The following is a 14,986-nucleotide window of genomic DNA, read 5'->3' on the forward strand; positions in this document are numbered from 1 at the left end:
TTTACATGAACCATACTGATATCACCCCTCATATTATTCCTCGTCGCCAATGGCTGGTGGCATACGTGCAGTCTTGTCTGGAAAAGAAGACTGCCGAACGGCTGAAAGCTATGGGAGTGGAATATTACTTACCCATACAAAGCGAAATACGCCAATGGAGCGACCGGCGCAAGAGAGTGGACCGCCTGGTCATCCCGATGATGATTTTCGTGCATGTCACTCCGCAGGAACGCCCTTTGCCGCTTACCTTACAAGCTATCAGTCGATACATGGTATTGCGCGGTGAAAGCCGTCCCGCCGTCATTCCCGAGGAACAGATGGAACGTTTCCGCTTTATGCTGGATTATAGCCCGGAGGCTGTAGAGATTTGCAGTACACCTCTGGCAGCAGGTGATGCCGTGAAAGTAATAAAAGGCCCCCTTGCCGGATTGGAGGGAGAACTGGTCATGATAGGAGGAAAAAGCAAAGTGGCAGTCCGGCTAGATATGCTGGGCTGCGCACATGTGGACATGCCGATAGGATACGTGGAGAGAATTAATTTTTAATTGTCTCGTATTCGCTTTGGGCGTCAAAACAAGGACAAGCCTTATGGATAGAGGAACTGAGTTGCCGATGCCCTGAAATACGGGCATTGGGATAGTCGGTCTTCAGCTGCCGGAGCAAGTCAAGCAAAGAGCATTTCTGCGCATAGGTACGTGTATCGGCAGGGACACCATTCTCGTCGAGCCCGCCCTCATAGCAGATGCCGATGCTCTTGTCGTTCCAGCCGGTGGCATGGGCTCCAATCTGATGAACCGGACGGCAGATATGCACCTCGCCGTCACGGGTGATGTAGAAATGATAACCGATATCGGCAAAGCCCCGTGCCAGATGACTGCGGCGAAGCGCCTCCACCGAGAAGTGACGGTCACAGCGCGTAGCGCTGCAATGAACTACCAGGAGGGTTACCTCCCGATAGTTCTGATAGAAACTGCCTGCTTTCATCCGGTTAACGGTTGATGCAGGAAGTCAAGCCAAACACTCCGGCCAATGTAGTGGCCACGGTAATAATCACTTTGAGGACAATGCCCCATACAGATTTTGATTTTGTTTTCTCACTCATAACAATTTGCAATTAAGGAATTAAATACTATGGTTAGCTGCATTTTTTAGACAGAAGAACATATTTATTTTCTCTCTTTTGTCTTTTCGTTTCATCCTAACGGATTTTCCCCCTGGTCTCCGTCCGAACCGCCTCCCGGGTTGCTGCCTCCACCGGCATCTTCACCCCCGCCAGTGGCTCCGGTCAGGTCCACGGTAGTCTTTCCGGCCTTCAGGGCTTTCACCACGGCACGGGCTGCACTTCGGGTTGCCACCAGATTGAATTCCGCCTCCTCCAGCAGCTCTCCAAAACGCTGGCCGCAGGTCCAGTTCACATTCAGCCTACGGATATGGATGGCAGGATTGAACTCCTTGGCAGAAGCCGCGCCGATACTGTTGATGCTGATGTAGAAACTCCCCAGGTCGCCCAACTGGATTTTTTGTCCGGCCAGCAACTGCTCCCGCATGCAATCCACGGACATGGTGAGGATGGCAACGATATCCGAACGCTTGTACACGCAGCCATGACTGGCTATATGCTCGGCAAAGCGGTTGATGTCCATCACTTCCGAATACTGCGCACTTGCGTACGCTTTTTTGGCAACCGTCTTATCGGTAGGATTGCCACGCATCACGATACTGTAGTTAATCATAAATTAAAAATTATAAGTTAAAAATTAAAAGATAGGGAGACGATACTAATCCCAGGGGCTTACGATTACTAATCTTCGCGCGTCACGATTACTAATCTTCACCCTTCATCGTCTGACAGAACAAAGATACGACGTACCTCCGGGCAGAATAAGAGATGCGGTGAAGTGATATGAAGGGATGTGGGAAAATGTGAGATTAGGTAAGATTATACCGGGTTCCGGCAATGGGTATACAGAAAAAATTCCGTACATTTACAGTGTAATAACCAGTTAAAGCATTGTTTATGAAGTACGTTGAAGACTACGAAAATATCCCCGGCAAAGAGTGGCCCGTCCGCCCCTATTACAAACGTGAACTGGCAGAGGCATACGCCCCCACCATTTCACCGGCATCCGCACTCAACCGCTTGTCTAAATGGATAAAGCTGAATTTGGCGCTGGACGAAGCCCTGCGGCATACCGGCTACAAAGGCTCCCAGAAAATATTCACCTCCTTGCAGGTGGAACTTATATTCAGATACTTGGGAAGACCGTAGGAATAGGGATGAAGGATTAGGGATGAGCGATTAATCCCTACCCCCTAATCCCTAACCCCTATTCCGTCGCTCTTCCCTTCAAGTATTGCTCATTGGCAATTTCTTCCCCCTTCAGTTCCACCACGCGATAACCGCGGCATCCTTTGTAGCGCATGGCTTCGTAGCCTTCCTGCTTCATCACCATGCCGAGACGCGTGGCACTCAAAGGTTGGCGGATACCCATGTTGATACGCCCCAGCATCTGGGCATTGGTGAGGAACACGCAACGCTCGCCCGGACTGGGATGACGATAATACACCTGCACCAGCTCACGCTCCAAGCAGGGCACCTCGAAATTACGGTTACGAAGATTAATAACAGCAATCTCCTCCGGTTCAAGCCAATAATGGAAACCACTCTTCCAGAGAGCATATCCTTGCGCATATACTCCGGCGTAGTCTATGGGGCAGTCAAAGGGATTGTCAATGGACTCTACCTCAAAGGGCAGCCAACGACGGTTGCCGCTGAGGTCGTTGAGAAAGGAAGTATTATTACTGGTCCCGCAGAAGCTGGCAATGTGCGGACGGCTCTCCTTGAAGTGTCCGTAGGCGGCACGCTCGTTCACCACCTTCATGGCGGTGATGGCCTTCAGTTGGCTGACCTGCGCGGAGGTCATCTCTTCCAGCTCTTCCAGGCATACCAAGGCAAACTCGGTCAGCGTAAAGAGGTCGTCCTTACTGACGCGCTGATTGTTGCTTTTCACATAGAAATAACGCTGCAGTTCGGTGGGAAGCAGGCGCTGCATCCAGGTAGTCTTGTAAATACCCTGCTTGCCGATGAATACCAGAATCTCATGATTCACCACCTTAGGGTCGAGCAGCGAAGCAACGGTGGCCACCAACCACTTCTTGAAGTAGATGCCGAAAAGCTCCTGATCATCCTTCACGTGCACGCCGGCAGCCAGACGGGCAATGGGGTCGGTAGTACGGTCCCAGGCAGGCAGCTCTTCCATATAGGAGACAAAGGGATTGAAAAGCGGTGTGTACTCCGAATCGAGCACGGAACGTATGTCCGTAACACGGGCAAGCATCCTTGCCTTGTTCATGCGGCTCCACAACGTGTTGACGTAGCGGTCGGTCAGCTCCGTATACTCCTCTCCGCAATCGGGCATCAAGACTTCGAGCTTGCCGCTCACCGTATTCTTGCGAAACTTCGCCTGTTCGGAAAGGAACTGCTCGATATCCGCCACCGTGGCAAACTTTTCATCGCCCTCTCCCCTGCGGACAAAAGAGAGGGTACCATGCTCCTCGGTATTCGCGTAGCAGGAGCCGATGACGGCTGTCACATCCCCGTCATAGTCGGGAAAGTGCTCCGCTGCCCAAGCGGCGGCTGTCTTCCGGGCCACTCCGTACTGGTTGAGCAAATAACCCATGCGCATCACGTACTCATTATGATGATGTTCACAATAACTCACTCCCTCCTCTTCCAGCAGGCGTTCGGCAGCTTTCACTGCCTTCTCCAAACGTTTGTTACGCTTTGCCGGCACAACTTCGGAAGCGCTATCCTGCGGTTGGGGAGCAATCGGACTATTTTGGAGAACAAAGGCTGCGGCACTGGGATTGTAATATACATGAGGATCGGAAGCCAGTCCACTGATACGGGTAGCATTCTTGCACTGCCCGTCGCTTTCGAAGCCCACCAGACAGGAATAGTAGTCGTTGACTTGATTGAAATACTTGGCGTATTGCCGGAAGGCTTTTCCCTTTTCCGCTCCGTTCAGGTCATCGATGCGGCAGATGATACGGATGCCATGACCGCTGACGGTGGTGTAGGCCATCAATGTATACTTGTCGGCACAAATCAATGTCAGTGTGGCAGCCATCCGCTCGGGAGCGATATGGTCCAGGTCGACCAAGGTATAGCCGGTCCAGGCACAGATATGTTCGCGGGTCTTCCCACCTTCAAAGCAGACGGCAACAGCGAAGCAGGGACAGCCGGACTTCTCGCGGTCGGCATCCCTACGCAGGTCTTGCTGCAAGTAGTAGCGATGTTTCTCGGTGCGGTCTCGCAAGGCAGCGTCGCATTTAATGATGTTGACTATTTCTTCAAGAGAAGTTTCTACTGATTCTGTGTCCGAATAGCCTCTGAAAAGGCTGATATTGCGGTGTTCCATAATTTACTGATTTTTGTTTATGTTTAAAATTACGACGCGAAGGAACGCATAAGTGCCCAGATACACAAGTCCGGTCGTTTCCACTACATGGAAATGATTTCGCTTGTTTTTATTATTGTTTAACAATTAAAAGAGTCAACATGACAAAGAAAGAGCCGGTGACACCGGCATTCGGAGCCTTTCTGAGCAAATGCCAGAAAGAACAGCTCGTTAACGGCAGACATCTGACCAACGAGACCATCGCCCAAGCAACGATGATGAGTACCAGAACCTACAACCTTTTAAAAAAGGGCTGAGCAACAACATCAACCAGATACATGCCATAACGCATTTCTGGAGGTCGTTCCCGAAAACAGACCAAGAAAGGGAGAGTTTTGAGAAAGAGGTGGCAGATTGCCTGGAGAGTGATTTGAGGAACTACAGAATCCATACCGGAGTCCTGAAGCCTTAACTTCACTTGCAACCTTGACACTTGTGGCACCCTTTTTCCAATACTCCCTATTAGGCTAATATTTATCACACACAAACGATACAGGTCTGTGCATATTGATAATTTGTCTCGCGCGCGTAACGGGTATTTATGTTTAAGGGGTGACACAGGTGTCATTTCGGCTTACCACTGATTACATAAATTGACAGAAATTGAAAAGAAAAATTACCTACAAGAATCTGTGAATTTTATGGTATAGATATTAGAAAAAGTAAGCAGCTATTCCATATAAAATATAATCATGATTATGAAACAATATAATATTGCCGTTGCAGGTACCGGCTATGTAGGTCTGAGTATTGCAACTTTGCTTGCACAGCACAACCATGTCACTGCTGTCGATATAATCCCTAATAAAGTAGAACTTATCAACAACAAGAAATCACCCATTCAGGATGAATATATAGAGAAGTATTTGGCAGAAAAGGAGCTTGACCTAACTGCTACTCTGGACGGCAAGGCAGCCTACAAAGATGCGGACTACGTCGTTATTGCCGCTCCTACCAACTACGACCCGGTGAAGAACTTCTTCGACACCCATCATATCGAAGATGTGATAGACCTCGTCATCAGCGTAAATCCGGATGCGGTAATGATCATCAAATCAACCATCCCCGTGGGCTATACCCGTTCACTCTATATAAAATATGCACAACAATTCCTTCACAATCCGGAACTGGAAGGCAAGAAATTCAACCTGCTCTTTTCTCCGGAATTTTTGCGTGAGAGTAAAGCACTTTACGATAACCTTTATCCTTCTCGCATCATAGTAGGTTATCCTAAAATTATTGAAGGAACAGAATTTACAGAAGAAAATACAGCTATAAATGCCATCAGCAATCCCAATGCGGAAGAATATGCCAAAATTTTCGCAGCATTGCTCCAACAAGGTGCTGTTAAAGAGAACATAGATACCCTATTTATGGGTATGAAAGAAGCCGAAGCCGTAAAACTTTTCGCCAATACCTACCTTGCCCTGCGTGTCAGCTATTTCAACGAACTCGACACGTATGCCGAAATGAAAGGGCTTGATACCGCAGCCATCATCAACGGAGTATGTCTCGACCCACGTATCGGCACACACTACAACAACCCCTCTTTCGGTTACGGCGGCTATTGTTTACCTAAAGATACAAAGCAACTCCTTGCCAATTACGACCGCGTCCCCCAAAACATGATGACCGCCATTGTGGAAAGCAATCGCACACGCAAGGATTTCATTGCTGACCGTGTATTGCAGAAAGCCGGTTACTATAGTTATGCAGAAGGTAATTATGATGTTGCAAAAGAAAAGCAAGTTGTAATTGGCGTATATCGCTTGACGATGAAGTCCAATTCGGATAATTTCCGACAATCATCCATTCAAGGTGTAATGAAACGGATAAAGGCAAAAGGGGCAGAGATTATCATCTACGAACCGACACTGGAAGATGGAAGCACGTTCTTCGGCAACCGGGTGGTGAATAATCTGGACAAGTTCAAGAAGCAGAGCCATGCGATAATAGCCAATCGATATGATGCTTGTTTGGAGGATGTGAAGGAGAAGATTTATACGAGGGATATTTTCAGGAGGGACTGAGTAAAATCAATTGAATTTTTAGCCATACTCATTTTTAGGACACTCTAAAGAGCCCTTTCAAAGAAGGATACCCTAAATTGAGTACTTACAATCTAAATAGAAATCTTGGGATAATGAAAGCATCTTTAAGGAGCAGTGCCGTTTCCGGAATGTTATGGACAGCTATGGAACGGTTTGGTCACCAATTTCTTAGATTAATAATCGGAATAATAATCGCCCGTATTCTTGAACCGTCAATGTTTGGGATTGTGGGCATGACCGTTATATTTACCGATTTGGCGCAATCAATTCTCGACAGTGGTTTTGGCAGCGCATTGATTCAAAAAAAAGATAGGAATGAGGTCGATTATTCAACTTGTTTTTATTTTAATGTAATTGTTGGATTGTTTTTGTATGTAATATTGTTTATAGCGGCACCACATATTGCCGTTTTTTATCATACAGCTGAGCTTACAGATGTAATCAAGGTTATTTCGTTAGGTTTTGTATTTAATTCTCTAATTATTTCGCAAAACGCCAAGCTGTCTGTAGAACTTAAATTTAAAGCCTCTTCAATTATAAATATCACTTCATATCTCATTTCCGGAATCATAGGGATTGTCTTGGCTTATGTTGGATTTGGAGTTTGGTCGCTTGTATTCCAACAAGTCTCAGCCTGTTTGCTAAGAGTCTTATTCGTTGAAATATATACAAGATGGATACCAATGTTTGTTTTCTCAAGGAAGTCTTTCCACTATCTGTTTAATTTTGGGAGCAAGGTATTAGTGTCCGGATTTTTATTTAGTATTTATAATAATCTATATACATTGGTTATTGGTCGTGTTTTTACTCCAACGGAAGTGGGACACTACAATCGTGCTAATCAATTCGCTGATTTACCGTCCAGTACATTGATAAGTGTTGTGATGAAAGTTGCATATCCATTAATGTGCAAAGTACAAGATGATACAAACCGTTTACGACGAAGCTATCAAAAAATTCTGCGGCTTCCTATATATATTATTCATCCCATTTTAGTAGGACTAATTGTGCTCGCAGAACCTTTTATTGTTCTATTGATAGGTGAAAAATGGATTTTTTGTGTTCCTTTATTACAAGTATTAGCATTTGGCTATATGTTTGATCCGTTGACTCGTGTTAATTTGAATATTTTGTATGTAAAAGGACGAACTGACCTTATATTAAAATTGGACATAGTTAATCGTATAATAGGTTTGTCTATTTTATTTACGACAATTCCCTTTGGTCTTTGGTGGTTGTGCTTTGGCCGTGCTTTTTACGGCTTAATAGCCTATAGTGTTAACTGTTATTATACAGGCAAATTTATTCAATTAGGCTTTTGGGAACAAATGAAGTGTATTATTCCTCTGCTTGCAAAAGCATGGGCTATGGGATTGTTATGTTCAATACCTATGTTCTTAACTTCAAATTATTATTATCAGTTCATTTTAGGTAGTTTTATTGGCATAATTAGTTATATAGGCATATCTATTCTTACAAATGATGAAAATTATAATGACCTCATTGAAATAGTAAAATCAAAAAGGTCTATTGGTATGGCTGAAAAAACACCTAAATAAAAAAAGGTTGATGATAATTTAAAAAGTAAAAGAATAGTATTTGATGGAAAAAATATCAGTAATCGTACCTATTTATAAGGCTGAGAAGTTTATTGAGCGTACAGTGCGTTCGGTTATTTCTCAAACATATACTCATTGGGAATTAATTTTAGTGATTGACGGCAGCCCCGATGATTCGGTGGTTGTTTGCCGGAAAATGGCAGAACAAGATAGGCGTATCATCGTGGTGGAGCAAGAAAATCGCGGTGCTCACGGGGCAAGATTAACTGGCTTGCACCATAGCGATGGAGCGTATGTCGCTTTTCTTGACTCAGATGATTTGCTTCCTCCTTATTCTTTGGAAGTAATGGCTGCTGAAATTGGCAATGGCTGCGACATAGTGAAAGGTGTGGTATGCGTTAATAACGCTACGCCTCGCAAAGGGAAGAATGAGTATCAGACTAAATCTTTGACCTCAAAAGAGTTTATAGAGCAAATTTTTTTAGGAGATCTTGATGCATATATGTGCGGTTCTTTATTTTGTAGAAACCTATTAGACGATTATATATTTAATTTGTGCATTAAAAACAAGCTTACAATCGGTGAAGATTTTACTACGAATCTGTATATTGGTAAGCATATATCTCAAGCTAAAATAATAAATGAATGCACATATGTTTATTGCGAGAATCCTAATGGAGTGATGAATACAATATCAATGTCTGATGAATATGGACTTCGGATAGGTAAGATTAATCGTATGATTTTAGGGGATGACCCTCAATGGAACTATGCAAAATTGCTAAAAAAAGCAACGTGTGTAAGCAACTTCTTTAACCCGTCACGATCTTTTCAACACGAAGAGTATCAAGCTTTAAAAACATTTATAGCTACTTATGGGAAGGAACCTTTGTATCGATATATAGACAGACGATTTCTTTGGTTTTGCCAATATAAATTTATTTATCGGATATATTCATGGTGCTATAGAAAAGCTAAGGGCTTGAAAAAAGGAAAGAAAAAAACTATTAAATGAAAACGATAATAAGTTCTGCCACTAAAACTAGAGATAACAGTATTGATATACTACGTAGCTTTGCTCTAATTGCCATTATTCTTATACATTGTCATCCTGATAGTAATTTTGTATGTCAGTTGACAGAATTTAATGTACCTATGATGGTTTTCCTTTCAGGAGTGTCATATGCATTAAGTTCTAAAAACGAATCTTATGGTTCTTATTGCTGGAAGCGCTTCAAGCGTCTGATACTTCCTGCGTGGATATTCATATGGGGATATGGGTGCGTTCTGTCATTTCTTTCATCCAATTTTATGGCCAAATTCCTGCTTTTCAATAGCATCTTCTATACTTATTGGTTTGTTTGGATAATAAGGGTATTTTTTCTGATTGCTTTATTGGCACCTTTATTTAAAAAATATATTAATTTCATCAACAGTTCTAAGAAAATAGCCACACAATTAACACTTGTTTACGTTTGCTATGAAATAACGCTTAGGTATATCAATACAGATTTTCTTCTGTGGAATATTTTTGCGCAAATAATACCCTATTCCATATTTTTCATATTAGGCATGGTTACTGTTAAAACGGGGGGGTAAAAATATATTACACAATACAACGATCTGGATTGTTGATATTTACCATTATTGCATTTTACTATTATTCTACTTCGCACCAATTCATTGTGACAAGTGCATATAAATATCCTCCTCAAATATATTATTCCTCATTCGCTATTGCAATAATTAGCATATTATGGATGAGAAGAAAATCTATAGAACGAAAAATAAATGGCATGTTAGAGGGTAAAGTAAGCACTTTTTTTAAATACATTGGCTCACATACTATTTGGATATATTTTTGGCATATTCCGTTTGTGGAATTTTTTACATATACAAACAGTGACATGCATTATATGGCTAAGTTTGCTATCGCTATGAGCGCAGCGTTTCTCATAGTTTTTTTGCAAGAGCAATTGATACGCAACTTGAACACTACGAATGGCAGGATTCAAAAATGGCTCAATATTCTATTTATAGGTTGATTAGTTTAGCGTAAATTTACAATAATAAAGAAAGATGAAGTTACAGAATATGCCCCAAAAGGTCAGAAGGGAATATCGTTATTACATCAAGAAGTTTTACTCAATATATAATCCTTAAAAGCTGGCGGATTATTTGTATTATGAAATTTTTCATAAACATATTAATTGGACACAATCCTTGTTCATGACAAGATGAACATTGATAAAAAACACATTAATCATATACTCAAAAAAAACTACACCGGAAATTCGGTAAAATGACAGCAAAACCTCATTATCTGAATATTAAACCATTAATTATTGCAGAAAAATATTACCCCCAAGAGAGAGGGAGTTGAATCTATTCTCTTTAAAATGGGAAAATTTAGACCGATACATATCGCCTGATTACAAGAATAATCATATGGTACCACAGCCTTCAAAGCTCGCTGATATGATAGAATACGCACGCAAACTTTCTGAACCTTTCAAGGTCGTTAGAGTTGATTTCTATAAAATAGACGGGCATGTGTATTTTGGAGAATTAACCTTCACATCAACTGCCGGACGTATGACATACTTCACGAAGAAGTTCCTTATCTTGATGGTTCAAAAAGTAAAAATATAAATTAAAATGCACACACCCAAACTAACAGTGGTAGTTCCATGCTGGAATTGCGAAAAATACATCGCGCAACTATTAAATTGTATCTTGAACCAGAGTTTTCAAGATTGGCGTCTTTTGCTAATTGACGATCATTCCACGGACAACACGGCAGTAGTTGTCAAAGGTTTTAGTAAAAAAGACCAACGTATTGCATATCATTTAAGGAATCGCCTGCCCAAAGGTGCGCAAACGTGCAGAAACATGGGGCTGAGTTTAGCGAGCGATTCTGAATATGTTATCTTTTTCGATGCCGATGATCTTATCGCTCCTTATTGTTTTGAGCAAAGGGTTTCTTACATGGATTTACATAAAGACTTAGACTTTGCCATTTTCCCGGCTCTTATGGTTTGCGAAGACCATAAGTATCACTATGTTTATGGCTACCAGCTGTTTGATGACACCTTAAAGGCTTTATTAAATTGGACTTTGCCGATGGTAGGATGGACTAATATTTATAGGGTGTTGTCATATAAAGAGCGAAAACTCGAATGGGATGAAAATTTACTTTCCATGCAAGATTCCGACTTTAACATACAGGCATTGTTGAAAGGATGTAAATACGCTTACGCTGATACTAAGCCGGATTATTTTTATCGTATTTTTAAAACTAACGGCAGTATTAGCAGTAAGATCAGCAGCAAGCAGCACTTGAAAAGTCATCTTCATCTGATAAAAAAAATATTATTATCATTAGATGTCGGGCAATTGGAAAAATACGACAAAGATCTTGAATGCTATTTATTGAAATTTATACGCATTTTCGCAACTGATGTAACTACTATGAAAGCCTTCGTAAATATTCCATGGATCAAGGTTCGCAAATGGTATGCGATAAGAGCACTTGCCTGTGCTTATATCTCGCCCAAAGCTATAAAGTTGCTTTTCCCGAAGATTAAAAGACTCAATGCAAGAAATATGCAAAAATGGGAATTATTGATGAACGAAAAATACATGGACATAAAGAGTTACGATAAACTGTATGGTTTTCAAGAATGAACATAACCCTACATTCTCTATTATAAAGGGAATTGCTATCATCAGCGTAGTGATAGGGCATTGCGTAAACTCGTCGTTTTGGGAAATTTTTGTCAACCAATATCATTTGGCTATATTCTTCTTTATAGCCGGATATTTCTTTAAAGAAAAGTATCTGGCTGCTCCCAAGAATTACCTAATAAAAAAAATAAAGCGTTTGTATATACCGTTTGTGTGCGCAGGCATTGGGTGCGCGTTATTGCATAATGCACTACACAATATGTACATCTATTCTAATGTTTTAACTGCTACAGATATATTGAAAGAACTGTTTCATGTCACAGTACGGATGGTTTCACACGAAACTTTAATGGGCGCCATGTGGTTTTGTCCGGCTATGCTAATTGTTTCTTTGATAAGTTGGGGAGCTTTTAAAACGGCTTCACTACTAAAGAACAACCTATCGAAACAGGTAAACCAAATTTTAGTATTCTCGGTTCTGATTGGTATAGCTTCTATCTGCCTTTATGCCGTACATTTGGAAAGTCCTTATTGCATCTGGCAATATATGATAATATGTGGGATATTCTATGAAGGTTTCCTTTTTTCAAAATGTAAAAAAAAGATAAATAGGGGGGGGGGGGCGAAATATGCAACTCTTATATGCAATCCTATTTACCGTACTTTTGATACTGCTTCTTTGGCTGACTTCCATCGGTATCTACGGGCGTTTGCAGCCAGCCAACGTGAATGTTGAAAATCCTATAACAATCTTGCTTATAGCGGCAATGGGGGCTTTAATGGTATATTGCTTATCGCACTTGATTTCCAACAGCAAGATTGGAAATTGGATTGCCATTTGTGGAGATTACAGTTTTTCCATTATGTTATTGCACTTTCTTGCCTTTAAGGCGGTAAATCTCTTGCAATGCTTGATGTATGATTATCCGTTAGAGCGCATCGCTGAATTTCCGTGTATAAATTACCTCTCCATGGAGTGGATGGGGCTTTATATATTAGCAGGATGTACCTTGCCTATTGCCTTATCAAAACTCTATGAAATGATATTGCTTCATGTTTTCAATATCTTTAAAAGAAACAAGTAAAATGATGACAGGTATCATAGTTGTGTCTTATCACAATGCAGAAGGCACTCGTAAATATGTAGTAAAACAGCTTTCGAAGCTCTCTGATACATATCGTGTTATAGTTGTTGCTGTGGATGCAACCGAAGAATATGGACGCAATCTTGCTTATGATTGTGAATTATTATATATAAACCAATCGCAACAAGTAGCCGACCATCCCAAAGGATGGTGCATATCTACTACTGAAAATTTGGGGTATGCCAAGGGAAACAATTGGGGCGTAAATATTTTGAAAAAGAGCGGGATATCATTTGACAATTACCTATTTTCTAATGATGATATTGAGATAATGAATCCTAATATTTTAAATGTGCTTGCCACTACTTTCTATCAAGATGAGCAATGTGCTGGAGTAGGACCAAGAGTGATAGGCTTAGATGGAAACGACCAAAGTCCCCATATGAAATATATTTCACCTAAAAGACTTATAGGATGGAAACTTTTCCCTTTCTTAAGAAAAAAGAGAAAAAGAGAAACCATGAAAAATCAAAAAGCGACATTTACAATATCCGAATCAACCCAACTAAGAAGACAGAATACTACAACCAAACAAGCTATGCTCCCTACTACTACCCCAAAGCCCCCAAAAGGGAAGTGCTATTGGGTGAGTGGCGCTTTTATGCTAGTAAGAGCAGATAGATTCCATGTTGTTGAGGGATTTGATTCACGCACATTCCTTTATTATGAAGAAGCGATATTAGCAGAGCGTTTTATACTTCATGGCTGGAGTTTCGCATTTGAGCCATCGGTTTCTGTAATACATTATGAAGGAGGAAGTACCACTGTGAAAACAGACAAACGCAATGCCATAGAAACGGAAAGTAGAATATTATATTATAAAGAATATAGACGTGAGCATAGTTGGTTGCTATGGATATACGAAAAAATCTCTAAAATGTAACTAATGATGAATTTTATAACATATCATTATAAATTATTCCAAAAGATATATCCCAAAGAAATCTGGATATATACCTTACTCATTCTCTTACACATGAGTAGAAAAACCATATTTAATGTGCAACAAGATGTCGGAAACGAAAGTGTAGGCGGAGGCACTCTCTTGATGTTACTTTGCACGATACTCAATTACTACTATGCATTTAAAGAAAGTAAAAGTTTGACACCGGCTATTCAAGCAACTAAATCTTATTTTGTGTTCTACATATTTGCATTACTCAGTTTTTTATGGGCTATATTTCCTGATTATAAAGCTCTCTTTTCAAAATGTTTAGAACTAATCTCATCTTACATGTTAGTTTCTGTAATCATGTGGAAAACAAAAAGCAGGAGAAAAGCCATGCTATATCTATTGTATCTATGTACATTATCGGCAACAATAGGATATTTTGCAAAAGTACTGGCATTTAAAAGCATATTGGTCCACACCAATACCCACAGCCTTATTGCCGCTATGGGTGCCTTAATGGCATGGAAAATGAAAAACCATTACAAAATACGTCATTTAGCACCTCTTGTATACTGGAATTTTTTCATGTTGCTTATGGGAACCTCATCTGCTTCTAATATTGCCTTTATAGTTGGCTTGTTCGTAATGTTATCATGCACTAAAAAAGGTGTAAACATTCCAAAACTTGCAGTCACTTTTTTGTTTTTCTCGGCATTCTATTATTTTTTTAAAGATTTAGTGTTCGAGTACGTATTTTACGGCAAATCACAAGAAGCCGTTGAATCTGGTACAGGCAGGCAGATTATTTGGAATGTGGTGTTTGATACTTGGAGGAAACATCCTTGGTTTGGTTTAGGCTATATAGTTGGTGAACGGCATTTGGTTGACTTAACCGGACTTCCTGCCGCTTATTCCACCCACAACGGCTTTTTATCTGTCCTTTTGGGGACAGGCATTGCAGGAGCTATTATTTTTGGATGGTTTTATTTGAAAACAATATGGATAAATATTCAAGGTACATTTTCTTCCAAATATGGCACAGAAATGACCATACTTTTGCCCATGCTCGCTGTTGTAACCGTTAACAATCTATCGTTCCCTGCTGTGGGTTCTGAATGGAATTATACCTTACCACCCATCTTGGGACTTTTCGCATTAATACACACCATTCAATATAAAACCAAATAAGAAC

16 protein-coding genes are annotated in these 14,986 nt (G+C 40.9%); 12 read left to right on the forward strand and 4 right to left on the reverse strand.

All coding sequences use genetic code 11. The features are described 5' to 3' along the window. Positions 1-5 precede the first annotated feature (5 nt). On the forward strand, positions 6-545 hold the full coding sequence (locus tag DWZ67_RS08915) for a UpxY family transcription antiterminator (protein WP_057088279.1): 540 nt from the start codon (positions 6-8) through the stop codon (positions 543-545). Here the strand turns inward: DWZ67_RS08915 and DWZ67_RS08920 are convergent. The 3 genes from DWZ67_RS08920 to DWZ67_RS08925 form a co-directional block, all read right to left on the reverse strand. Then, a complete protein-coding gene (locus DWZ67_RS08920; RefSeq protein WP_120138629.1) occupies positions 535-984 on the reverse strand; it encodes an N-acetylmuramoyl-L-alanine amidase in 450 nt (149 codons plus the stop codon). The genes DWZ67_RS08915 and DWZ67_RS08920 overlap by 11 nt on opposite strands. Before the next feature lie 4 nt (positions 985-988). Continuing rightward, positions 989-1,102, reverse strand: coding sequence for a smalltalk protein (locus DWZ67_RS20080; protein WP_005828021.1), 114 nt, complete (start codon positions 1,100-1,102; stop codon positions 989-991). A 91-nt stretch (positions 1,103-1,193) separates the two neighbouring features. After that, positions 1,194-1,733 carry a hypothetical protein gene (locus DWZ67_RS08925; protein ID WP_005828019.1) on the reverse strand — a complete coding sequence of 180 codons (540 nt, stop codon included), beginning with the start codon at positions 1,731-1,733 and terminating at the stop codon, positions 1,194-1,196. A 284-nt stretch (positions 1,734-2,017) separates the two neighbouring features. On the opposite strand from DWZ67_RS08925, the gene DWZ67_RS08930 reads away from it, so the two are divergent. Then, the gene (locus DWZ67_RS08930; RefSeq protein WP_087332628.1) at positions 2,018-2,269 is read left to right on the forward strand and encodes a DUF4248 domain-containing protein; all 252 of its coding nucleotides are present in this window, start codon (positions 2,018-2,020) and stop codon (positions 2,267-2,269) included. Positions 2,270-2,327: 58 nt separating this feature from the next. On the opposite strand, the gene DWZ67_RS08935 is transcribed toward DWZ67_RS08930, so the two are convergent. After that, a complete protein-coding gene (locus DWZ67_RS08935) occupies positions 2,328-4,421 on the reverse strand; it encodes a BT4734/BF3469 family protein (protein WP_120138631.1) in 2,094 nt (697 codons plus the stop codon). A gap of 140 nt (positions 4,422-4,561) precedes the next feature. Here DWZ67_RS08935 and DWZ67_RS20085 point away from each other — a divergent pair, with 140 nt between their 5' ends. From DWZ67_RS20085 to DWZ67_RS08990, 10 genes are all read left to right on the forward strand, one after another. Then, positions 4,562-4,717, forward strand: coding sequence for a hypothetical protein (locus DWZ67_RS20085; protein WP_005828011.1), 156 nt, complete (start codon positions 4,562-4,564; stop codon positions 4,715-4,717). A 435-nt stretch (positions 4,718-5,152) separates the two neighbouring features. Next, positions 5,153-6,490, forward strand: coding sequence for a nucleotide sugar dehydrogenase (locus tag DWZ67_RS08940; RefSeq protein ID WP_117866159.1), 1,338 nt, complete (start codon positions 5,153-5,155; stop codon positions 6,488-6,490). 113 nt (positions 6,491-6,603) lie between these two features. Continuing rightward, entirely contained in the window at positions 6,604-8,070 is a 1,467-nt protein-coding gene (locus tag DWZ67_RS08945) for a lipopolysaccharide biosynthesis protein (RefSeq protein WP_117866160.1), read from the forward strand. 43 nt (positions 8,071-8,113) lie between these two features. Continuing rightward, positions 8,114-9,085 carry a glycosyltransferase family 2 protein gene (locus DWZ67_RS08950; RefSeq protein ID WP_117866161.1) on the forward strand — a complete coding sequence of 324 codons (972 nt, stop codon included), beginning with the start codon at positions 8,114-8,116 and terminating at the stop codon, positions 9,083-9,085. Then, positions 9,082-9,669 (forward strand): acyltransferase family protein, encoded by a 588-nt coding sequence (locus DWZ67_RS20660; RefSeq protein ID WP_120138633.1) that lies wholly within the window; start codon positions 9,082-9,084, stop codon positions 9,667-9,669. The genes DWZ67_RS08950 and DWZ67_RS20660 overlap by 4 nt, the downstream gene beginning before the upstream one ends. A 780-nt stretch (positions 9,670-10,449) precedes the next feature. Then, on the forward strand, positions 10,450-10,722 hold the full coding sequence (locus DWZ67_RS20665; protein ID WP_158589305.1) for an ATP-grasp fold amidoligase family protein: 273 nt from the start codon (positions 10,450-10,452) through the stop codon (positions 10,720-10,722). Positions 10,723-10,728: 6 nt separating this feature from the next. Then, positions 10,729-11,757, forward strand: coding sequence for a glycosyltransferase family 2 protein (locus DWZ67_RS08970; protein WP_117866164.1), 1,029 nt, complete (start codon positions 10,729-10,731; stop codon positions 11,755-11,757). Further along, on the forward strand, positions 11,741-12,493 hold the full coding sequence (locus DWZ67_RS08975) for an acyltransferase family protein (protein ID WP_118930921.1): 753 nt from the start codon (positions 11,741-11,743) through the stop codon (positions 12,491-12,493). Before DWZ67_RS08970 ends, DWZ67_RS08975 begins: the two co-directional genes overlap by 17 nt. Before the next feature lie 350 nt (positions 12,494-12,843). Further along, positions 12,844-13,785: a glycosyltransferase gene (locus DWZ67_RS08985; protein WP_165852463.1), complete on the forward strand. Its 942-nt coding sequence runs from the start codon at positions 12,844-12,846 to the stop codon at positions 13,783-13,785. A gap of 3 nt (positions 13,786-13,788) precedes the next feature. Further along, positions 13,789-14,982 carry an O-antigen ligase family protein gene (locus tag DWZ67_RS08990; RefSeq protein ID WP_117866168.1) on the forward strand — a complete coding sequence of 398 codons (1,194 nt, stop codon included), beginning with the start codon at positions 13,789-13,791 and terminating at the stop codon, positions 14,980-14,982. Positions 14,983-14,986 lie beyond the last annotated feature (4 nt).

Origin of the sequence: Bacteroides sp. AF34-31BH (genome assembly GCF_003602795.1) — a bacterium.
Classification (GTDB): Bacteria; Bacteroidota; Bacteroidia; order Bacteroidales; family Bacteroidaceae; genus Bacteroides; species Bacteroides uniformis.